This is a genomic window from Streptomyces polyrhachis (assembly GCF_042663125.1).
Lineage (GTDB): Bacteria > Actinomycetota > Actinomycetes > Streptomycetales > Streptomycetaceae > Streptomyces > Streptomyces polyrhachii.
Genome location: NZ_JBHSZO010000004.1, coordinates 18,197 through 38,270, shown reverse-complemented (window position 1 = coordinate 38,270; position 20,074 = coordinate 18,197). Strand labels below are relative to the sequence as shown.

Annotated in this window: 23 protein-coding genes; 21 read left to right on the top strand and 2 right to left on the bottom strand. The window is 72.3% G+C overall.

Annotation, left to right across the window (positions count from 1 at the left end; all coding sequences use genetic code 11):
• Nucleotides 1-76: 76 nt before the first annotated feature.
• On the top strand, nt 77-2,413 hold the full coding sequence (locus tag ACFQLX_RS03585; RefSeq protein WP_386411809.1) for a serine/threonine-protein kinase: 2,337 nt from the start codon (nt 77-79) through the stop codon (nt 2,411-2,413).
• A 22-nt stretch (nt 2,414-2,435) separates the two neighbouring features.
• On the opposite strand, the gene ACFQLX_RS03580 is transcribed toward ACFQLX_RS03585, so the two are convergent.
• Nucleotides 2,436-3,020 carry a Uma2 family endonuclease gene (locus ACFQLX_RS03580; RefSeq protein WP_386411807.1) on the bottom strand — a complete coding sequence of 195 codons (585 nt, stop codon included), beginning with the start codon at nt 3,018-3,020 and terminating at the stop codon, nt 2,436-2,438.
• Between the two features lie 72 nt (nt 3,021-3,092).
• Nucleotides 3,093-4,055 carry a helix-turn-helix domain-containing protein gene (locus ACFQLX_RS03575; protein WP_386411805.1) on the bottom strand — a complete coding sequence of 321 codons (963 nt, stop codon included), beginning with the start codon at nt 4,053-4,055 and terminating at the stop codon, nt 3,093-3,095.
• Nucleotides 4,056-4,136: 81 nt separating this feature from the next.
• Here ACFQLX_RS03575 and ACFQLX_RS03570 point away from each other — a divergent pair, with 81 nt between their 5' ends.
• From ACFQLX_RS03570 to ACFQLX_RS03475, 20 genes are all read left to right on the top strand, one after another.
• Entirely contained in the window at nt 4,137-4,271 is a 135-nt protein-coding gene (locus ACFQLX_RS03570) for a hypothetical protein (protein WP_386411804.1), read from the top strand.
• A gap of 224 nt (nt 4,272-4,495) precedes the next feature.
• Entirely contained in the window at nt 4,496-5,368 is an 873-nt protein-coding gene (locus ACFQLX_RS03565) for a hypothetical protein (RefSeq protein ID WP_386411802.1), read from the top strand.
• A gap of 124 nt (nt 5,369-5,492) precedes the next feature.
• Nucleotides 5,493-6,194, top strand: coding sequence for a Flp pilus assembly protein CpaB (gene cpaB / locus ACFQLX_RS03560; RefSeq protein WP_386411800.1), 702 nt, complete (start codon nt 5,493-5,495; stop codon nt 6,192-6,194).
• Between the two features lie 94 nt (nt 6,195-6,288).
• Entirely contained in the window at nt 6,289-7,449 is a 1,161-nt protein-coding gene (locus ACFQLX_RS03555; RefSeq protein ID WP_386411798.1) for a CpaE/TadZ family protein, read from the top strand.
• Nucleotides 7,450-7,489: 40 nt separating this feature from the next.
• On the top strand, nt 7,490-7,927 hold the full coding sequence (locus ACFQLX_RS03550; protein ID WP_386411796.1) for a TadE/TadG family type IV pilus assembly protein: 438 nt from the start codon (nt 7,490-7,492) through the stop codon (nt 7,925-7,927).
• Nucleotides 7,928-7,930: 3 nt separating this feature from the next.
• A complete protein-coding gene (locus tag ACFQLX_RS03545) occupies nt 7,931-8,365 on the top strand; it encodes a TadE family protein (RefSeq protein WP_386411794.1) in 435 nt (144 codons plus the stop codon).
• Nucleotides 8,366-8,384: 19 nt separating this feature from the next.
• A complete protein-coding gene (locus tag ACFQLX_RS03540) occupies nt 8,385-9,725 on the top strand; it encodes a CpaF family protein (protein ID WP_386411792.1) in 1,341 nt (446 codons plus the stop codon).
• Between the two features lie 3 nt (nt 9,726-9,728).
• Nucleotides 9,729-10,667 carry a type II secretion system F family protein gene (locus ACFQLX_RS03535; RefSeq protein ID WP_386411790.1) on the top strand — a complete coding sequence of 313 codons (939 nt, stop codon included), beginning with the start codon at nt 9,729-9,731 and terminating at the stop codon, nt 10,665-10,667.
• 15 nt (nt 10,668-10,682) lie between these two features.
• On the top strand, nt 10,683-11,573 hold the full coding sequence (locus tag ACFQLX_RS03530; protein ID WP_386411788.1) for a DUF5936 domain-containing protein: 891 nt from the start codon (nt 10,683-10,685) through the stop codon (nt 11,571-11,573).
• Nucleotides 11,574-11,577: 4 nt separating this feature from the next.
• Nucleotides 11,578-12,942 (top strand): sensor histidine kinase, encoded by a 1,365-nt coding sequence (locus ACFQLX_RS03525; protein ID WP_386411786.1) that lies wholly within the window; start codon nt 11,578-11,580, stop codon nt 12,940-12,942.
• Complete coding sequence (locus ACFQLX_RS03520; protein ID WP_386411784.1) at nt 12,939-13,808, top strand: response regulator; 870 nt, start codon at nt 12,939-12,941, stop codon at nt 13,806-13,808. Before ACFQLX_RS03525 ends, ACFQLX_RS03520 begins: the two co-directional genes overlap by 4 nt.
• Before the next feature lie 261 nt (nt 13,809-14,069).
• A complete protein-coding gene (locus ACFQLX_RS03515; RefSeq protein WP_386412109.1) occupies nt 14,070-14,267 on the top strand; it encodes a hypothetical protein in 198 nt (65 codons plus the stop codon).
• An 11-nt stretch (nt 14,268-14,278) separates the two neighbouring features.
• A complete protein-coding gene (locus ACFQLX_RS03510; RefSeq protein WP_386411782.1) occupies nt 14,279-14,908 on the top strand; it encodes a pilus assembly protein TadG-related protein in 630 nt (209 codons plus the stop codon).
• Nucleotides 14,909-14,938: 30 nt separating this feature from the next.
• Nucleotides 14,939-15,535: a hypothetical protein gene (locus ACFQLX_RS03505; RefSeq protein WP_386411780.1), complete on the top strand. Its 597-nt coding sequence runs from the start codon at nt 14,939-14,941 to the stop codon at nt 15,533-15,535.
• Nucleotides 15,535-16,188 carry an OmpA family protein gene (locus ACFQLX_RS03500; protein WP_386411778.1) on the top strand — a complete coding sequence of 218 codons (654 nt, stop codon included), beginning with the start codon at nt 15,535-15,537 and terminating at the stop codon, nt 16,186-16,188. The genes ACFQLX_RS03505 and ACFQLX_RS03500 overlap by 1 nt, the downstream gene beginning before the upstream one ends.
• A 78-nt stretch (nt 16,189-16,266) precedes the next feature.
• Nucleotides 16,267-16,530, top strand: coding sequence for an XRE family transcriptional regulator (locus tag ACFQLX_RS03495; RefSeq protein ID WP_386412107.1), 264 nt, complete (start codon nt 16,267-16,269; stop codon nt 16,528-16,530).
• Nucleotides 16,531-16,591: 61 nt separating this feature from the next.
• A complete protein-coding gene (locus tag ACFQLX_RS03490) occupies nt 16,592-16,909 on the top strand; it encodes a hypothetical protein (RefSeq protein ID WP_386411776.1) in 318 nt (105 codons plus the stop codon).
• 199 nt (nt 16,910-17,108) lie between these two features.
• Entirely contained in the window at nt 17,109-17,534 is a 426-nt protein-coding gene (locus ACFQLX_RS03485; protein WP_386411774.1) for a DUF3592 domain-containing protein, read from the top strand.
• Between the two features lie 159 nt (nt 17,535-17,693).
• Entirely contained in the window at nt 17,694-19,373 is a 1,680-nt protein-coding gene (locus ACFQLX_RS03480; protein WP_386411772.1) for a hypothetical protein, read from the top strand.
• 35 nt (nt 19,374-19,408) lie between these two features.
• On the top strand, nt 19,409-19,990 hold the full coding sequence (locus ACFQLX_RS03475) for a hypothetical protein (RefSeq protein ID WP_386411770.1): 582 nt from the start codon (nt 19,409-19,411) through the stop codon (nt 19,988-19,990).
• Nucleotides 19,991-20,074 lie beyond the last annotated feature (84 nt).

The following is a 20,074-nucleotide window of genomic DNA, read 5'->3' as shown; positions in this document are numbered from 1 at the left end:
GCGCTAGGGTCCTGCTGACCGTCGGCGCTGGAAAGTGTGTCAGCAGGGGGCCGGCGGATGCGGCGAGGGGGCGGCATTGCAGGCAGGTGAGGTGCTCGACGGGCGCTACGAACTCGTCCGGCGGCTCGACGCGGGCGGGATGGGCGAGGTCTGGGAGGGCGTGGACCGGCGCATCCGGCGGCCGGTGGCGGTGAAGATGATGCGCGAGGAGGCCGATCCGGCCGTCCTGGACGAGCTGGTCACCCGGCTGGGCCGGGAGGCCACCGCGGCCGGGCGCCTCGCCCACCCGCACATCGTCGCGGTCTACGACTACAACAGCACCGGGGGCGGCGACGAGCCGCTGGTCTACATCGTCATGGAGCTGGTGCGCGGACGCTCCCTGGCGGCCGAGCTGAGCGGGGAACTCCCGCCCGTGGAGCGGGCGGTGGAGTGGGCCGCGCAGATCGCGCTCGCACTGGAGGCCGCCCACGCCCCGGAGGTGGGGGTGGTGCACCGCGACCTCAAACCGGGCAACGTGATGATCACCCACGGCGGCCTGGTGAAGCTCTGCGACTTCGGCATCGCCCGCTTCATGGAGGGCAACGACACCCAGCACACCAGGCTTACCGGCGCCCGGATGGTCGGCACCCCGTCCTACATGGCGCCCGAGCAGTGCATGGCGCGCCCCGTGGACGGCCGCACCGACCTGTACGCGCTGGGCTGCCTGCTCTTCGCGATGCTCACCGGGCAGCCGCCGTTCCCGCAGGACCGGGGCGTCCTGCAGGTGATGTACCAGCAGGTGCACGAGCTGCCCGAGCCGCCGAGCCTGCTGCGGCCCGAGGTGCCCGAGGCCCTCGACCGGCTGGTGCTCGAACTGCTGGCGAAGGACCCGGCCGGCCGCCCGGACGGCGCCTCGCAGGTCGTCGACCGGCTGCGGACGATGCTGCGGCGCGCCCCGGCCGCGCCCCCGCCGACCGGGGAGGGTACGGGCCAAGTCGGCCAGGGAGCAGAGGCGTTCGACCCGGACGAGGTGATCGTCCTGGAGGAGTGGACGGAGGACGAGGAGCCGCCGAGCCCCGACGGCCGCACCCCGGAGGCCGACGACCCGCGCGTCCCCGTACGGGAGGAGCTGCGGCGCGCGCACCGGGAGGCACTGGCCGCCTCCGCCGCCTGGGACGCGGTGCTGCAGCTGCAGGACCTGCTCGTACGCTCCGAGGAACTCCTCGAACCGCAGGACGCCTTCCTGCTGGAGGTCGCCTTCGACCTGGCCTGCGCCACCGCCCGCCACGGCAGCCCCGAGCGGGCCGCACGGATGCTGGCGGAGCTGGTCCCCGCGATGCGCGAGAGCTACGGGCAGCTCGACGAGCGCACCCTGTACGCGGCCACGCTGCACCCCTGGTACTGGGCGCAGGCCGGCCGCCCCGAGCAGGCGGTGGAGCTGTTCGGCGAGGTGCTGCCCACCCTGCGCTCGGTGCTCGGCGACACCCACGGCGTGACCGCGGGCGTACGTTTCCAGCAGGCCGTGCAGCTGCGCGCGGCCGGTGACCCGGTGGGCGCCGTGCGGGCCTGGCAGGCGCTCGTCCCCCTGCTGCGGGAGCGCACCGCGCGGGAGGAGCTGCCCGGGGGGATGCTCCCCGAGGCCCAACGGGAGCTGGCCGCCTGCCTGCTGGAGGCGTACGGCACGGTCGAGGCGCGCCGGATGCGCGAGGCGGTGCCCCGGCTGGTCAACCTGCTCGACAGCGAGTCGGAGCAGGGGCTGGCCGCCCGTTCGGTGCTGGTGCGCTGGGTCGCGGAGACGGGCGGCGCGCAGGAGGCGCTGCCCTCCTGGCGGGTGCTGTGCTCGGACCTGGTGCGGGTGCTGGGCCCCGACCACGAGCTGACGCTGCGGGTGCGCTTCTGGCTGGCGGAGGCGACGCAGGAGGCCGGGCAGCACGAGGCGGCCCGCAGGCAGTTCGAGCAGTTGTGCCGGACGTTCCCCGCCGTCCTCGGCGACGAGCACGAGCTGACCCTGACGGCCCGGCTGGCGGCGCTGCGGGCAGCCTGCCTACCGGGCGACCGGGAGGAGGTCTCGCGTTCGCTGCCCGACTGGCACCGCCTCGTGCGCGACCTGGAGCACACGTACGGCGAGGGGCACGAGCTGGCCGTCGACGCCCGCTTCCACCTCGCCGTCCACAGCGCCTCCGTCGCCCCGGCGGACGACTCGCTGTCCCTGCTCGACACGGCCCTGCGCCGCCGCATCGTCCTCCGGGGCGCGCAGGAGGCGCTGAACCTGCACGGCCGCTTCGCCCTGGCCGGCGGCTACGACGCGGTGGGCCGCGAGGCGGAGGGGCTGCGGCTGTGGCGCGCCCTGTACCCGGACCTCACGGACACGCTGGGCGTCCACCACGAACTGACCCGGGCGACACGCGAGCGGCTGGCGGCGGTGGAGGGGTGAGAGCGGGTTCCGCCGCGTGCTCTCAGCGCGGCGGGGCGGGCACCAGCTTCGTGAGGTCGAGGTCGACGTCGAACGGCAGGGGGCGGCGCAGCGCGTCGCGGAAGATGCCGGCCGAGGTGTAGGAGCCCGTGGGTTCGTCCAGCTCGTAGACGTGGACGACCGGGGCGCCGTCCTCGTCCTCGACGAGCCAGTAGTGCCGGATGCCGGCCTCCGCGTACTTGCGCAACTTGACGGTGCGGTCGCGGTGCGCGGACTCGGGGGAGACGACCTCCACCACCAGCTCGACCTCCTCCGGGGCGAACCAGGTGCGGTCGGGGTCGTATGCCGTGGCAGTGGTGACGAGGAGATCCGGTTCCGGGCGGTTGCGGGTGTCCAGGCGGACGGTCATCTCGCGCTCGACGGCGAAACCTTCCGGGGCCAGCGTCTCAAGGGCCACGGTGAGCCGGGTGACGAGTCGGCCGTGCCACCGGCGCTGGGGGGACATCATGAAGACGAGGGCTCCGTCAATCAGTTCGGTGTGGCGGGGGGCTTCGGGCAGGCGGTCCAGATCCTCCGCGAACCAGCCTTCCTCGCGGGGCGGGTGCATCCACTCGGGCAAGACGGTCATACGTCCACTCTAACGACGTCGGCGGCCGTCGAGCGAGGCGATGCCCGAGGAGCGCGTCCGGCCGTACGGGGGTCACCCCGCCACCCCCTGGAAGGTGCGTCGGTAGGCGTGCGGCGTCGTCCCCACCCGGCGGGTGAAGTGCTGGCGCAGGGCGGCTGCGGTGCCGAAGCCGGTGCGGGAGGCTATCGACTCGATGGGCAGGTCCGACTCCTCCAGCAACTGCTGGGCCAGCAGCACCCGTTGGCCCAGCAGCCACTGATACGGCGTGGTGCCCGTCTCCTGCTGGAAGCGGCGGGCGAAGGTGCGCGGGGCGACGTGCGCCCGCGCGGCCAGCTGCTCGACGGTGTGCTCCTCGGCGAGGTGCTGCTGCAGGTGCCGCAGCGCCGCGCCGATCACGTCGTCCCGGCAGGAGGGGATCACCGGGGTCTCGATGAACTGCGTCTGGCCGCCCTCGCGGTGCGGGGGGACGACCATCCGCCGGGCGATGCCGTTGGCGACCCTCGTGCCCTGCTCCTCCCGTACGAGCGCGAGGCAGGCGTCGATGCCGGCGGCCGTGCCGGCGGAGGTGACGATCCCGCCGTCCGCCACGTACAGCACGTCGGGCTCGATCAGGGCGCCGGGGACGGCGCGGGCGAGGAGGTCGGTGTAGCGCCAGTGGGTGGTGCAGCGGCGGCCGTCGAGGAGGCCGGCGGCGGCCAGGACGAAGGCGCCGGAGCAGATGCTGAGCAGGGTGGCGCCCCGGTCGGCGGCCCGGCGCAGCGCCGCCAGCAGCTCGGGCGGGTAGTCGCGGGTGTGGAAGTCGCCGCCGGCGGGCAGGGCGATCAGGTCGGCGCTCTCCAGGCGCTCCAGGCCGTGCGGGGTGTCGATGCGCAGGCCCGGGTTGAGGAGCAGGGGCGGGGGCTCGGCGGCGACCACCGCGAAGTCGTAGCCGGGCAGCCCCGCGTCGGTGCGGTCGACGCCGAACACCTCGCAGACGACGCCGAGTTCGAAGGTGTTGACGCCGTTGACCAGGACGCAGGCGATGTTCTGCAGCATGCCCCCAGTGTGGCAGTAATGCGATGCTCGGCGACAGTCCTGCCACTGGTTGACTTCGCATGGATCCGGGAGGGTTGAGCCATGACCTCGGTACAGAACCTCCTCGGCTCCCTGTTCGCCCTCGCCCTCGCCGCGGCCGTCGGCGCCCCGGCCATCGCCGGCGCGATCCGCGAGCTCCGCATCGACCGCCAACTGCGCGCCGCCGCGCGGAACTAGGACCACCGCGGCGGATCCCGCAACCGCACCGCACCGCCCCCGTCCCGGCCCCTGTCCCGCCCCCTCCCGCCCCTCCCGGTTCGCCCAGTGGAACCGGCTGGTCACGCAGTGATCAGTGGGGGGCGGTTTCCATGTGGAGATGTCCCCGATAGTGTCGTCCCGCGACCGGAACGAACCAATCACGTGTGGGTGATCGGTGGTCGAGTGAGACACGGGGGAACGGGATGGGCGTCATAGTCGCCGTGCTGGGGGAGGAGGACGAGCTTCCCCTCCCGCAGGGCAGCGCACCGCCGGGTGTCGTCCTGCGCGCGCCCGACCAGCTTCCGCTGGAGGCCGCGCTGGCGGAGATGGGCGCGCTGCTGGAGCGCTCCACGTACGTGCTCGTACCCGTGACGGACGCCGTGCCGCGGGAGCGGCTGCTCCGGCTGCACACCCTGCGCTCGGTGCTGGAGAGCGGCCGGATCGTGCCGATCCGTACCGGTCTGCCCCCGCTGGCCAACGCCGTGCTCGCCCGCCAGCTGCGCCAGCTCAGTGTGTACGACTTCGGGCCCGGCGTCATCGCCTCGGCGGCCCGGCTGTTCGCGCACTACATCCACACCGGCGCCCAGTTGGCCTCCGTCGCCAAGCTCGACCGCGTCCCCGTGGACCTGAAGTCCCATCTGAAGGGCTGGGCGCCCGGCACGCAGTACGCCGCGCTCGCCTCCCCCCAGCCCGTCCTGCTCAAGCTCGACGCGCAGGCCGCCGCCCGCCTCCCCGGCCCTGCCTTCCCCACCCAGCTCGTCTACGCCGGCGGCCAGCAGGTGAAGACGGACTGGGTGGTGCAGTCGCTGGCCCCGGCCTGGGGGGTGCGGGCCGTCGACCGGGTGCACCTGCCCAGCGACTCCGTGCGCTGGTGGGGTACGTCCAAGCTGACGGAGTTCGCCGCGTTCATCGCCGACCCCGCCGTGCTGTACCAGGCGGTGGCCCGGGTGATGCGCGTCCAGTGCCCCTGGTGCGGCGTGGAGTTGATCGGCGAGCACTGCGTGCTGTGTGACACACCTGTCGTGTCCGCGGCGAACCATGCCGTCTCGGACAGCGTCCCCCATCACAGCGCCTGAGCACGCAGCCCCACAGGCAGCCCAGGCAAGACCAGGCAAGATCCGGCAAGACCCAGCAAGATCCGGCAAGTCCAGCAAGCCCCGTGGAAAACAGTCCCCCCGAGCGAACGAGGAACCACGCGCCATGAACTCACGCCAGCGACGCGGCATCATCCTGCTGCTCGTCTCCGTCCTGGTGGCCTTCGCCGCCTTCGCCGGGGTGCTGTCAGTGATCAGCGACGCAGAGTCGAAGGTCGGCCCCGAGGTCACCGCCTACGAGCTGCGTACGGACGTGCCGGCCTACCAGGCGCTGGACGAGTCGAAGGTCCAGAAGATCAAGCTGCCCAAGCGCTGGCTCTCCAGCACCGCGGTGACCGACCTGAAGGAGCTGGAGGGGAAGATAGCCGTCAACCCGCTGCGCAAGGGCTCCCTCCTCCAGCAGGACATGATGGCCGAGCGCCCCGCGCTCAAGCCGGGCCAGCAGGAGATCGCCATCATGATCGACGCGGAGACGGGTGTCGCGGGGAAGATCAACCCGGGCTCCACCGTCAACATCTACGCCACCTTCGCCGGTGACAACCAGAGGACGAAGCCCGCCTCGAAGGTCATCGTCAGCAACGCCCAGGTCATCGACGTGGGCCGGCTGACCGCGCTGGAGCCGACCGAGGAGCGCGGCCGCGGCGGCGAGGCGGTGCCGATCACGTTCGCGCTCGGTACGACCGACGCCCAGCGCGTCGCCTACGCCGAGTCCTTCGCCAGCCACGTGCGGCTGGCGCTGGTCGCGCCGGGCAGCGACGCCAGCATCTCCGGCAGCGAGCGCACGTACACCCTCGACGAGGACAGCTGAGCGGGTCGGACAGGGCACGGACGAGGGGGACAGGAACAGCATGGCGATCACTCGGGTACTTCCGGCGGTAAGCGCTCCTGACGCGGCACGGTCCATGACCACGCTGCTCAGCCAGCTCGCCGACATCGAGCCGCTGCCGCCGGTGGCGGACTCCACCCAGCTCGTGGACCTGCTGTCGCGGGTCGCGGCGGAGAGCCTGGTCGACCTTCCGGAGGTCGTCCTCATCCACGAGGCCATCGCCCCGGTCCCGGCGCTGGAGCTGATCCGCGAGATCGCGCTGCGCTTCCCGGCGGTGGGGGCGGTCCTGGTGACGGCCGACACCAGCCCCGGGCTGTACGCGCAGGCGATGGACTCGGGCGCGCGCGGCCTGATCACGTTCCCGCTGAACTACGAGGAGCTGTCCGCCCGCGTGCAGGCCGCCGCCCAGTGGGCCTCGGGGGTGCGCCGCCACCTGGGCAGCGGTGAGGAGTACGCGGGGGTCGCCGGCACGGTGGTGACGGTCGCGGGCGCCAAGGGCGGCGTGGGCGCCACCGTCACGGCCGTCCAACTGGCCCTGGCGGCACAGGCGTCGGGGCGCGCCACGGCCCTGGTGGACATGGACTTCCAGACCGGTGACATCGCCTCCTACCTGGACGTGCAGTTCCGCCGCTCGATCGCCGACCTCGCGGGCGTCAAGGGCGACATCTCCCCGCGCATCCTGCAGGACGCGACCTTCTCCCACCCGACCGGTCTGGCGCTGCTGCTGGCCCCGGTGGAGGGTGAGCGGGGCGAGGCGGTCACCGACCGCGCCACCCGCCAGATCGTCTCGGCGCTGCGTTCGCGCTACGAGGTCGTCGTCGTGGACGTCGGCAGCCAGCTCAACGCGGCCAACGCCGCCGCCGTGGAGATGGCCGGGATCGCCGTCCTGGTCACGACCCCCGACGTGGTGTCGGTACGCGGCGCCAAGCGCATGGTGCGGATGTGGGGCCGGCTGCGGGTACGCAAGGCGGAGGAGGTCCTCACGGTCGTCAACCGCCACAACCGCGCCACCGAGATCCAACCCCCGCTGATCCAGCGGGCGGTGGGCACGCACATGGCCCGCACCACGGTCCCGGCTGCGTTCAAGGAGCTCCAGGGGGTGCTGGACGCGGGCCGCATGTACGAGCTGGAGGCGAAGAGCACCATCAAGCAGGCACTGTGGGCCCTGGCGGGCGAACTGGGCCTGGCGGGACCGGCGAAACCGGCGTCGGGCGGCGGGAAACGCGCCAAGCGCTGAGCACGGACATCGGCAGACGGCACCAGGGAGGGTGAGGCACATGGCACGGGAGAGGACCCGAATACCCGGCGTCCCCCGCACGCGGGGAGCGGGCCGGGGGCGGCGCGAGCGGCGGCGGCGCGACGCCGGCCAGGTGTCGGTGGAGTTCCTGGGCATGACGCCGCTGATCCTGACCGTGCTGGTGCTGCTGTGGCAGTTCGTGCTGGTCGGCTACACCTACACCCTCGCCGGCCACGCGGCCGACGAGGCGGCGCGCGCGGCGGCCGTGGAGCCCTTCTACGCCCGGGGGACGGCCGCGCGGGCCGCCGTGCTGGAGGACCTGCCCGACGCCTGGAGCGTGGGCGGTGTGGGAGTGGACGAGTCCGACCCCCAGCTGGTGAAGGTACGCGTCGCCCTCTCGGTTCCCGTGCTCTTCCCGGGTGTCGACTTCCCCTGGGGCCACGTGACGGGCACGGCCGGCGCGGTACGGGAGGACTGACCGATGACCGAGACACCGCGCAGCACCGACACCCGGGACACCCGAGCCCCCCGGGACACCAGGACCACCCGAGCCCCCCGGGCCACCCGGGACAGAGGCCAGGTCTCCCTGGAGTTCCTGGGCTTCCTGCCCATCCTGCTGGCCGTCGCCCTGGCCGTGATCCAACTGGGCATCGCCGCCTACACGGTCCAGCAGGCCGGCACCGCCGCCCGCGCCGCCGCCCGCGCGGACACCCGCGACGGGTTCCTCAAGAGCTGCGAGGCCGCGGCCTACGCGGCGGTCAGCGACTACGTCCGCGACGGGATGCGGCCGGCCTCCTGCGACAGGGGCCTGGACCGCACGAGCGCGACCGTCACCGTCACCATCCCCTCGATCATCCCCGGCGTCGGCTTCGGCACGACGACCAAGACCGCCGTCATGCCCAAGAGCGAGCGCTAGGGAGTAAGGAACCCACACCATGAGTCTCCAGTCGCGTATCGCCAACCACGGCGACAACAGCAGCCGGCTCGACGACAGCCACCTCGTCTCCGGCTACCGCGTGAAGCTCCTGGAGGAGATCGACCTCGCGGAGATGTCGACCCTCTCCCTCCACGAGCGCCGCGCGCGCCTGGAGCGCGTCCTGGGCCACATCATCAGCCGCGAGGGCCCCGTCCTGTCCACCGCCGAACGCGCCCAGCTGGTGCGCCGCGTGGTCGACGAGGCGCTGGGCCTGGGCGTGCTGGAGCCGCTGCTGGAGGACGCCTCCATCACGGAGATCATGGTCAACGGCCCCGAGCACGTCTACGTGGAGCGCTCGGGCCGCCTGGAGCGCCTGCACCACGTGCGCTTCACCTCCCACGAGCAGCTGATGCAGACCATCGAGCGCATCGTCTCCACCGTCAACCGCCGCGTGGACGAGTCGACGCCCATGGTCGACGCCCGCCTCAAGACCGGCGAGCGCGTCAACGTCATCATCCCGCCGCTGTCCCTCACCGGCCCCATCCTCACCATCCGCCGCTTCCCCCGCGCCTACGCCCTGCACGAGATGGTGGCGCTGGGCTCCCTGGACGAGCACATGGTGATGCTGCTGTCGTCGCTGGTGCGCGCCAGCTTCAACATCATCGTCTCGGGGGCGACCGGCTCCGGTAAGACGACCCTCCTCAACGCCCTGTCCGGACTGGTCCCCGAGCACGAGCGCATCGTCACCATCGAGGACTCCGCCGAGCTCCAGCTCCAGCAGTCGCACGTCATCACCCTGGAGTCGCGCCCCGCGAACGTCGAGGGCAACGGCCAGATCACCATCCGCGACCTGGTACGCAACAGCCTGCGCATGCGCCCCGACCGCATCATCGTCGGCGAGGTCCGCGGCGGCGAGACCCTGGACATGCTCCAGGCGATGTCCACCGGCCACGACGGCTCCCTGGCCACCGTCCACGCCAACAACGTCGACGACGCCCTCACCCGGCTGCAGACCCTGGCGTCGATGTCGGACGTCGACATCCCCTTCGCCGCGCTCCACGACCAGATCAACTCGGCCGTCGACGTGCTCGTCCAGCTGACGCGGTTCGCCGACGGCTCCCGCCGCATCAGCGAGATCGCCGTGCTGGACAGCCACGGCCGCGACGAGTACCGCCTGGTGTCGCTGGCGCGCTTCGACGCCGGACCGATGGGCGCGGACGGGCGCGTGCCCGGCCACTTCACCCACCTCCCGCTGCCGCCGCGCGCCGCCGAGCGCCTGCGCATGCGCGGCGAGGCGATCCCGGCGGCCTTCGGCGTCGCCCAGTACGAGGAACAGCTCGCCATCCGAGAGGCACGGTAAGCCGTGGACATATCCCTGCTGACGATCGGCGCCGCCCTCGTGGCGTGCACCCTGGCCGTGGCGGGCACCCATGCCTTCAGCCAGGGCCGCGCGGCCCGCCAGGCGCTGGAGGACCGCCTCGCCAACACCGGCGTCTTCGAGAACCTCACCGGCCGCCGCAAGCGCTTCACCGGCGTGGACCGCCGACTGCGCCGCACGGCCCTGGGCAAGCGCATCGAACTGCGCCTCGCCGCCACCGGCCTGGACCTCACCCCGGGCGAGTTCCTCGTCTACGTGGTCGCGGCCGTCGCCCTGCTGTGGTTCACCGCCTCCTCCGTCTTCGCGCCGTTCTTCGGCCCCATCGCGGGCCTGCTGGCCCTGTGGGGCGGCTCCAACTTCCTCACCTGGCAGCGCACCCGCCGCACCGAGAAGTTCATCGCCCAGCTCCCCGAGCTCTCCCGGGTCCTCGCCAACGGCACCCAGGCCGGACTGGCGCTGCGCTCCGCGCTGGCGATGGCGGCCGAGGAGATGGAGGCCCCGGCGGGGGAGGAACTGCGCCGGGTGACACGCCAGTTGGACATGGGCCGCAGCATCGACGACGCCCTGGCCGAGCTGGCCGAGCGCCTGCCCTCGCGCGAGCTGGTCGTCCTCGTCTCCACCCTCGTGCTCTCCAACCGGGCCGGCGGCACGGTCGTGGGCTCGCTGCGCAACCTCACGATCACCCTGGAGGAGCGCAAGGAGACCCGCCGCGAGGTCCGTACCCAGCTCTCCCAGGTCACCATGACCGCCTACGCCGTCCCCATGCTCGGCGTCGGCACCCTCCTGCTGCTCAACGCGGCGATGCCCGGCGCCCTGGACCGCCTCACCGGCTCCTTCGTCGGCCAGACCTGCGTCGTGGTCTCCTTCGCCCTCTACGGCCTGGGCTTCCTCATCATCCGCCGCATGTCCAAGATCAAGGTCTAAGGAAGAACGCCACCCATGCTCGCCCTAGCCCTCGCCCTGGCCGTCGGCCTCGCCGTGTACGGCGCCTTCGCCGGCCTGCGCATGTACCGCGCGGACGCGAAACTCCCCGCCGACCTGGCCGTCGCCCTGGAGGTCGGCGCGAGCCGCGTCAACGCCGCCGGCTCCCTCGTGGACCGCCTCGGCATGCGCTTCGCCCCCACCGTGCTGCGCCTGATGGGCCCCAAGCGCGTCGACGCCACCCGCCGCCGCATCGACATGGCGGGCAACCCCGGCGGCCTCACCATCGACCGCTACGCCGCCCGCCGCGCCGTTTACGCCATCCTCGGCGTCCTGGGCTTCCTGTCGATGCTCAGCAAGGGCAACGTCCTCCTCGCCCTGATGATGGCCGCCTTCGGCGCGGTGTGGACGGAGGTCGGCATCTGGTCGGCCGTACGCCAGCGCCGCGCCGACATCGAGCGCACCCTGCCCGACTTCCTCGACGTCCTGGCCGTCGTCGTCTCCGCCGGCCTGGGCTTCCGCGAGGCGCTGGCCCGCGTCTCGGAGAAGTACTCGGGCCCCTGGTCGGACGAACTGCGCATCACCCTGCGGCAGATGGAGATGGGCATGTCCCGGCGCAAGGCCTTCGAGGAGCTGCGCCAGCGCAACGACTCCGAGCAGGTCGCCATGTTCGTCACCGCCCTCCAGCAGGGCGAGGAGCTGGGCGCGCCCATCGTGGACACCCTCATCCAGCTCGCCAACGACATGCGCCGCACCGACGCCCAGCTCGCCCGCCGGGCCGCCGCGAAGGCCGTACCGAAGTCCACCATGGTCATCACCTCGATCATGGTGCCCGCCACGATGATCCTGCTCGTCGCGGGCTTCATCTACGGCTCGGACGTCGACTTCGGCAGCATCCTGGGCGGCTGACCCCGTGCCCCCGCCAGCAGCCCCGCTCACCGCCTTCGACGCCGGCCGGCACGACCCGGACGACGACAGCGCGGCCACCGCCCCCACCCTGCGCCTGCAGGTCTCCGCCCTCCAGGCCATGTGCCGCCAGATCCTGGGCCTGCGCCTGGTCATGACCGCGCTCTCGGCCCCCCTGGCGCTGGGCGGCGCCCGCCCGGGCCCGGCGACCTGGCTGGTGGCGGCAGCGGTGCTCGCCACCTTCATGGGCGGCTACGCGGGCTTTCGCGACTGGGAGCGCGTGGGGCCCCTCCTGCTGCGCCACCCCTGGCTGCTGGCCGCCGACATGCTGCTGGGCAGCCTCCTCCTCATCACCGCGACCCCCCGCTCGGGCATCGCCTTCGTCTGCCTGTGCACGCCCCTGCTGGCGGGCCTCGGCTACGGCTGGCGCGTCGCCGCGCTCTTCGCCGCCGCCCAGGGATTCCTCATCCTCCTCGCGGAGGGGGCCGTCCCCGGCCCCGTCTCCCCCGCCACGGCCGTCCTCCTGCCGGGACTGTGCGTCGTCGCCGGCGCGCTGGGCGTGACCCTGCGCAACCTGCTGCTGCGCTTCGGTGCCGCCAGCGAGGCCCTCACCGAGACCCGCGCCCGCCTCGCCGTGGACCGGGCCGTGGCGGACGAACGCGCCCGCCTGGCCCGCGAGATGCACGACTCCGTCGCCAAGACCCTGCACGGCGTCGCCCTCGCCGCCGACGGCCTCGCCGCCCGCGCCGGCGACCCCCGCACCGACCACGCCGCCGTCGCCTCCCAGGCCGACCTGGTCGCCCGCGCGGCCCGCCGCGCCGCCGCCGAGTCCCGCGAACTCCTCGCCGACCTGCGCCGCCAGTCGGAGCAGGCCGCCACCGCCACCGACCTGACGGCCGAACTGCGCGCCGCCACCGAGGACTTCAGCCGCCGGGGCGACCCCCCCGCCGAGTTCCGCCTCGCGGGCCTGTCCGCCCAGGGCGCGGCGCTGCCCGCCGTCCCGCACGCCGTCGCCCGCCAGCTCACGGTCATCGTCGGCGAGTGCCTGGAGAACGCCCGCCGCCACGCCCGCGCCTCCCACGTCGTCGTCGAGGCCGGACTCGTCCCCCAGACGGGCCTGCTGCGGATCAGCGTCCTGGACGACGGCCGCGGCCTCCCGGCCGGCCTCGACCTGCGGCAGCTGCGCGAGGCCGGCCACTTCGGCCTCGTGGGCGTCGTGGAACGCGCCCTGTCCGTGGGCGCCCGCATCCGCCTGGGCCGCGGCCGCACCGACTCCGGCACCGAGGTGCGCCTCGACCTGCCCCTGGCGGCACTGACGCCCGCTCCCTCAGCCGCACCCGCAGCCACGCCTACGCAAGGAGACCGACCGTGACGGCCGGCGAACTCCCCGGAGTGCTCCCCCCGCTCCCGCCCCCCGCCCCCCTGCGCGTGGTGGTCGCCGACGACAACCCCGTGGTGCGCGCCGGCCTGACCAGCCTCTTCGCCGGCCGCACTGACATATGCGTCGTCGCGGAGGCCGCCGACGGCCGCGAGGCGGTGCAGGTCGTGCAGGCCCACCGCCCCGACGTGGTCCTCCTCGACGTCCGCATGCCCGGCGTCGACGGCCTCTCCGCGCTGCCCCACCTCACGCCCCTCGCCCCCGTGCTGATGCTCACCTACAGCAGCGAGGACGCCATCGTGCGCGAGGCCCTGCGCCGGGGCGCCTCCGGCTACCTCGTCCACGGCGAGTTCACCGTGGAGCAGCTGGTCGGCGCGCTCGCCGCCGTCCGCGCCGGGCAGGCCCAGTTCAGCCCCACGGCGGCCACCGCGCTGCTCGCCCACCTGCGGGGCGCCCCGGCGGCGCCCCTCCCGCCGGGCTTCCCGGACCAGCACCCGCCCGCTCCCGATCCGCCTGCCCGGCACCCCGCAGGTTCACCTGTACGCCCTTCGCACGTGCAACCGGATATGGCAGACTCCGCGTCTGTAGCAGGCGGTGGGGGAGCGGGGGGAGCGTCGGGGGCGGCCCGGCAGTCGCAGGCCGACCGCTACGGACTGAGCCAACGGGAGGTGGAGATCTTGGAGTTGATCGCCTCGGGTATGGCGAACGCGCAGATCGCCGCCACCTGCTTCATCAGCGAGAAGACGGTCAAGAACCACATCAACCGCATCTTCGCGAAACTGCAGAGCTCAAGCCGCAGCGAGGCGGTCGCCCGCTGGCTGGGCATCACGGACGGTCGAGGACGGGGGTCCCGCTGGTGAGTACGCACAGGAGAACCGCCGGGCCCGAGGTCTGGGCCCTCCCCAACCCGCAGGCCCAATCCGGCCTTTGGGCCCGGGATTGGGCCCATGGGCCCTGCACCGGGACCCCGGGTCGCACGTACGTTTACGTCATCGACAGCGACCCGGCCGCCACGGGGGACCGAGTGGGCGGGGGCGCTGCGGAGCAGACGTACACGCACGTGTCGGCCGACCAGCGGCCGGCCGCTGACGGAGGGGCACACCATGAAGTCGATCAACCCGATGAAGGCAGTCGTCGCCTGGCAGCTCGCCCTGACCGCGGCGGCCGAGCGCCGCTCGGACAAGGGCCAGACGGCCGTGGAGTACCTGGGCATCATCGCGGTGGTCGCGGCGATCATCGCCGTGATCGTCGGCACGGACATCGGCGAGACGATCTTCGAAGCAATCCAGAAGAAGGTCGACGAGGTCGCCGGCAACTGAGCCGGAGCACCATGCGCAAGGACGAAGGGCAGGCATTTCCCATCTACCTCACGGCGGTGGGGGGCCTGCTCTTCCTCGCGTTCGTCTTCTTCGCCGTCGCGCAGAGCGCGGTCGGGAAGAACAAGGACCAGGGCGCGGCGGACGCCGCCGCCCTCGCCGCCGCCCAGGACGCCAGGCGCGGCCTCCACCTCGGCTGGATCAACAACATCACCCGTGCCGAGCAGTGGGACCACTACCTCAACGCCCGCAGCCCCGAGAGCGGTTGCGCGCGCGCCAGTGAGTTCGCGGCGGAGAACGACTCCCGGGTCACCGCCTGCGAGCGCGTATTCTGGCCCACCGGTATACGGGTGGAGACCCTGGCGGACAAGCGGGTGGGCGACTCCCTCGTGCCCGGGACCGAGAACGCGCCCGTGAAGTCCGCCGCCACGGCCGTCATCGAGCCGCGCTGCAGCTTCGTGCCCATCCCGGCGCCGATCGGCGCCACCGGCGCCCCGCGCGTGCTGCCCCTCATGCAACTGGTCTGCCACGGTGTGCCCTGGCCGCCGATCGACCTGGAGATCCTGGCGACCATGCCGCCGGAGGCCGTCCGCGCCCTGCTGCCGAGCGCCGAGGACCTCTTCTCCGTACACCTCAAGGACTGACCGCGCATGACCCGACGAAGGAGCGCCCGTATGACGACCATCCGCCGCACCGGAGCGCGCAGCACGGCGCTCGCGGCCCTGCTCGCCGCCGGACTGACGCTCGCCGGTACGGCGGGCTGCAGCGACGACGCCGGGAAGACGCCGACGGACGACAAGAAGAAGACCGCCCAGTCGGAGGGCAAGGGCAGCGGCTCGGACGACGGCGGCGGCGAGACGGTGCCGGACACGAGCCAGGTGCTGGTGACGATCAAGGGGTCGGATGGGTTGGACGTCATCGTCAACTCGGCCACGCGTGATGAAGGCGGTTTCATTACCGTCATGGGGCAGATGAAGAACACCACCGGTAGGAGTGAGCGCCCTGCTGTGGCGCTGCATGGCGACGAGACGGAGATCATCAAGCACGGCGTCACCCTGGGCGGCGCTACCCTCGTAGACAGCGCGGGCAAGAAGCGCTACTACATCCTGCGCGACACGGAAGGCCGCCCGCTGGCGACGAAGTTCTCCTCGTCCATCAAGGCGGGCGAGTCCATCCCCGTCTACATGCAGTTCCCCGCACCCCCCGACTCCACCACCAAGGTGGGCCTCCAGATCCCCACGTACCCCACCGCGACGATCGAGCTCTCCTGATGGGGCGCGCAACGTTCGAACTCACCCCGGCGTCACGACAGTTGACCCGCACCGGCGTCCGCGCGTCCGTACTGGCGACCGTGCTGGCGGCCGGTCTGCTCGTCCCCTCGACGGCGCTGGCGCAGGACGAGCCGGACCCCAACGCGGTGGAGTCCGCGAGCCCGCCCGTGGAGGTGGACGGAGAGGCCGAGGGCCTGAAGCTGGCGGACGGCGCGGTGCTGGCGCCGGCGAAGGTGCTGGACATCAAGTCCGTCGTGGAGGTCGAGGGCGGTGACGAGCGCCGCGAGGAGTCCAACACGACGCTGAAGTTCTCCCTGCAGGCCGAGGTCCTCTTCGGCAAGGACAGCGCGGAGCTGAGCGCGAAGGCCAAGGGCCTCATCGCGGAGGTCGCGGCGGAGATCGGCAAGCAGAACGCGACGAAGGTCAACGTGTTCGGCTTCACGGACAACCTGGGCTCGTACGAGCACGGCAAGGTGCTCTCCAAGCAGCGTGCGATGGCGGTGAACCGCGAGCTGGCGAAGATCCTCGGTTCGGGGGTCACCTACCAGGTGCGCGGCTACAGCGAGGACTACCCGATCGCGTCCAACGCGACCGAGGAGGGCCGCAAGAAGAACCGCAGGGTGGAGGTCTCCTTCCCCAGGTCCGCCCCCTGACGTTGTTGAGAAGTGCCACGGACCTCAGGTACGGGCACCCGGATACGGGCTGCGACCGCGTTCACTCGAAGGCGTGAGCTGCCCGTATCCCGCTCCCCGAAGTTAACGGAGGAGAAGCGGGCGGCCATGGACCGGCTGGCCGCCGAGGTGCGGCGCGACCAGGAGCTCACGCAGCGTGATGTCGCCGCGGCGATGGGGGTTTCGGCGCCGCGCGTCTCCTCGATCGAGCACGGCGAGGTGGACCGTACCGAGGTGGCGACCCTTCGGTCCTACGTGGAGGCGCTCGGCGGCAGGCTCCGGGTCGTCGCCGACTTCGGCGACACCGAGTACACCGTGGCGTGAACGAAGAGACCCATAGTGGGGACCCGGGACAGCCAGGCCGTGACCGTGCCAGACGTGAGTCATGACGGCAGCACGCGATTACGAGGACATGCGGCACCTGCTGGAGCACCTCAGCCCGCCCCAGGTGCGGCGACTGCGGCTGATCATCAGCCAGGACGAGGAGCTCTCCCAGGTCGCCGACGCCCTTGCCGAGGTAGAGCCCTCCGCCCAGGGGTCCGAGGAGGTTCCGGCGGGACTGCTCGCTCTCATCGGCTCCGTGGAGACCGGACGCACCGACGTGGCCGAGAACCACGACGACTACTTCCGCGAGCGCATGGAACGGCGCCACCCGCGCACCTCTACGCCGACTTCCCGCTCGGCGCGACCGACGCCTCTGTGATCACCATCGCCGAACGGTACGGCGTGGACCGCATCGCCACCATCGACCACAGGCACTTCCGTGCCGTCAAGCCGAAACATGCCACGCTGACCCTCCTGCCGTAACCACTGCGGCGGCCGGGAAGCTTAGGCCGGGACGCTACGCTGGGCCGCCCAGCGCCGGGTCCGGACCGGCCGGACCGGCAGAACGAAGGGGCGGCATGGACCTCAAGACCGTCATACCGATCGCGCTGCCCGCGGGCTTCGCCCTCTTCCCGGCGCTCATCGCCCTCGTGTACGGCCGTGAGATCCGCCGCCGGGGGCGGATCCGGCGCGAGGGCCTGAGCGCGCCCGGGCGCTGCCTGGCCCGCGTCCACCGGCGCACCTCGCACTTCGGTGACGAGCGCGCCGAGCTGCGGCACCGCATCGGCTTCACGGACGCGCGGGGGCAGTGGACGGAGTTCCAGGAGGAGTCCTCGCTCTCCCTGCGCGAGGGCGACGCCGTCACCGTGTACTACCTGGCCGCCGACCCGCGCGCCACCGCCACCACCGACCAGTACGGCCTCGCCGGCCCGCGCGCGATCGTGGCCGTGCTCCTCCTCGTCTCGGCGGCGGCGACGCTCTTCCTGGTCCGCGCCCTGAGCTGATCCGCGCCCTGGGCTGACCTGCGCCCTGAGCTGAGCCACCCGCTGCCCGCCCGCCGCCGGGTCTGCGCGCCGGGCCCGTAATTGGGCCCGGGGGCCCATGACCGGATACGTCACCTCCCCTTACGCTCACAGACCTTGGGGCCAGGGGATGGGGCGAGGATGTCGAGACCAGCAGCGGGACGACGCACACGGATACCGGGCGCACGGACGCCGGGCACACGCGTACCGGCGCGCCCGCACGGCGCCCTGCGCGGCCCGCGCGGCGACCGAGGTGCCACCGCCACCGAGTACCTGGGCACGATCGTCCTCGTCGCCGTGCTCATCGCCGCCCTCACGGGCAGCGAGCTGGGCACCCGTATCTACGCCTCGATCCGGGCGCTCGTCTGCCAGGTAGCCGGCGGCGACTGCACCGTCGCGGAGGAGGTCGCCAAGACCACCGACGCGACCTTCGAGCCCGCGAGCTGCGACACCCACGTGACCGCCGCGACGGAGGGCGGGAAGGCCGAGGTGTCCTTCCTGCGCTTCGGCGTCGAGGCCGGTCTGGAGTACGGCTTCGAGCAGACGGTCACGCAGACCAAGGAGGACAAGGACGGCGACGGCAAGCCGGACACCAAGGTCACGCTCACCTTCACCGACACCGGGAGCCTGGGCGGGACCGTCGGGCTCAAGAAGCCCGGTGTCGAGATCGGGAAGGCCAAGGCCACGCCCGAGCTGGAGATCGGCGCCGGCGTCTCGCTGTCCGCCGGGGACTCCTGGACGTTCGACAGCCCCGAGCAGGCCGACGAGTTCCGCGCGGACCTCAAGAGGTACAAGAACCTCCAGCGGATGACGGACGTTCCCGGCGTCAACGTCGTCACCGAGGTCGGCAGTTGGTTCGGCAAGGGGCCCGAGGCCGAGGAGGACCGCCTGCGCGCCAAGCTGGAGAAGGCCCTCGGCGGCAAGACCTCCTCCACGTACAAGGTGAGCGGCAACATCAACGGCAAGGCCGGCATCCAGTTCGGCCCCAAGGGCAAGCCCGAGCCGGAGGAGGGCGCGCCCGCCGCCGATCCCGAGCCCGGCGGCTACTTCACCGTCGAGGGCGGCATCAAGGGCAAGGTGTCCGAGGACGTCGCCTTCACCCAGAACCACAAGACCGGCGAGCAGTCCTTCACCTGGACCGCGAAGCTGGAGGGCTCGCTCTACGGGAAGGCCGAGGCGGGCGTGAAGGTCCCCAACACCGTCGATGTCGGCGTCGGCGCCAACGGCGAGCTCACCGGATCGCGCGCCGGGGCCTTCACCCTCAAGCAGGACAAGGACGGCAACATCATCGGCCTCACGATGACGCAGACCGTCGAGACCGGCGCCAACGGGGACGTGAGCGGCAAGGTCCAGGTCGGCAACGGCAAGGACTCCGAGGACGAGGACCGGCGCGGCGGCAAGGAGAAGGCCAAGGAGAAGGCCGGCTCCACCGACATCGAGGTCGTCACCACCACGGTCAGCTTCAAGCCCGGTGAGCTGTCGGGCGCCGAGGCCAACAAGCTGCGCGCGCTGCTGTTCGTCGGCGGCGGACCGGGCGGCGCGTTCACGTACATGTTCCAGAACCCCGCCGTCACGAAGGACCCCGGCCCCGGCGACCCCCTCGGGCACCTCCTCTTCGAGAAGGGCGTCACCAGCCGCAGCACCTACTCCAACGTCTCCACCTCGGACGAGACCGGCCTGGGCGTCGACGTGGGCGTCGCGGGGATCGGCGGCTACTACACGACCTCCGGCCAGGAGAAGAACCTGGAGAAGACGGAGTTCCTGGGGGCGCCCCGCAACGGGGAACGCGCGTACGTACCCTCCTCGTACTGCGCGAAGTGAGACGGCAGCAGCGAAACGGAAGTAGGGAACCACCCATGAAGCACCGACCGGCCCCGCGCCGCCCCCTGGTGTCCGCGGCCGCCCTCCTCGCCGCGACGGCCCTGACCTCGGCCTGCGGTTCCGGCGCGAAGGACGCGGCCGACGCCCCCGTGCCCGAGGGCTGGAAGAGCGTGAGCGCCCCCACCGTCACCCTCGCCTACCCGCCGGCCTGGAGCGAGCAGCCCGCGGGCGAACGCGCCGAGGAGAACGACGTGTTCGTCTACCTCAAGGCGGGCGGGCGCTACACCGGTGCGATCTCCGTGCAGAGCGACTTCCAGAAGGTGTCCACCGTGACGGAGGCCGCCGGGGTCGCCACCGCCGGCCTCATGCAGACCACCACCGTCAAGGAGGGCACCGAGACGGTCGACCTGCACGGCACCGAGGCCAAGCGCGTCGACTTCACCTACAAGTCCTCCGGTGAGTACGGGACCGCGCCCGAGGGGACCGTCGTCAACGGCCTCGTCCTCACCGGGCTGGACTCCAAGAAGAAGATCTTCGCGGTGCGGATCGAGGCGGGCGAGGGCAGCCTCAGCGCCGGGGACACCCGGAAGATCATCGACAGCATCACCGTCAAGTAGCGCGTACAGCACGGCTACAGCACACGCACAGCACGGCTACAGCACACGCACAGCACGGCTACAGCACACGCACAGCACGGCTAC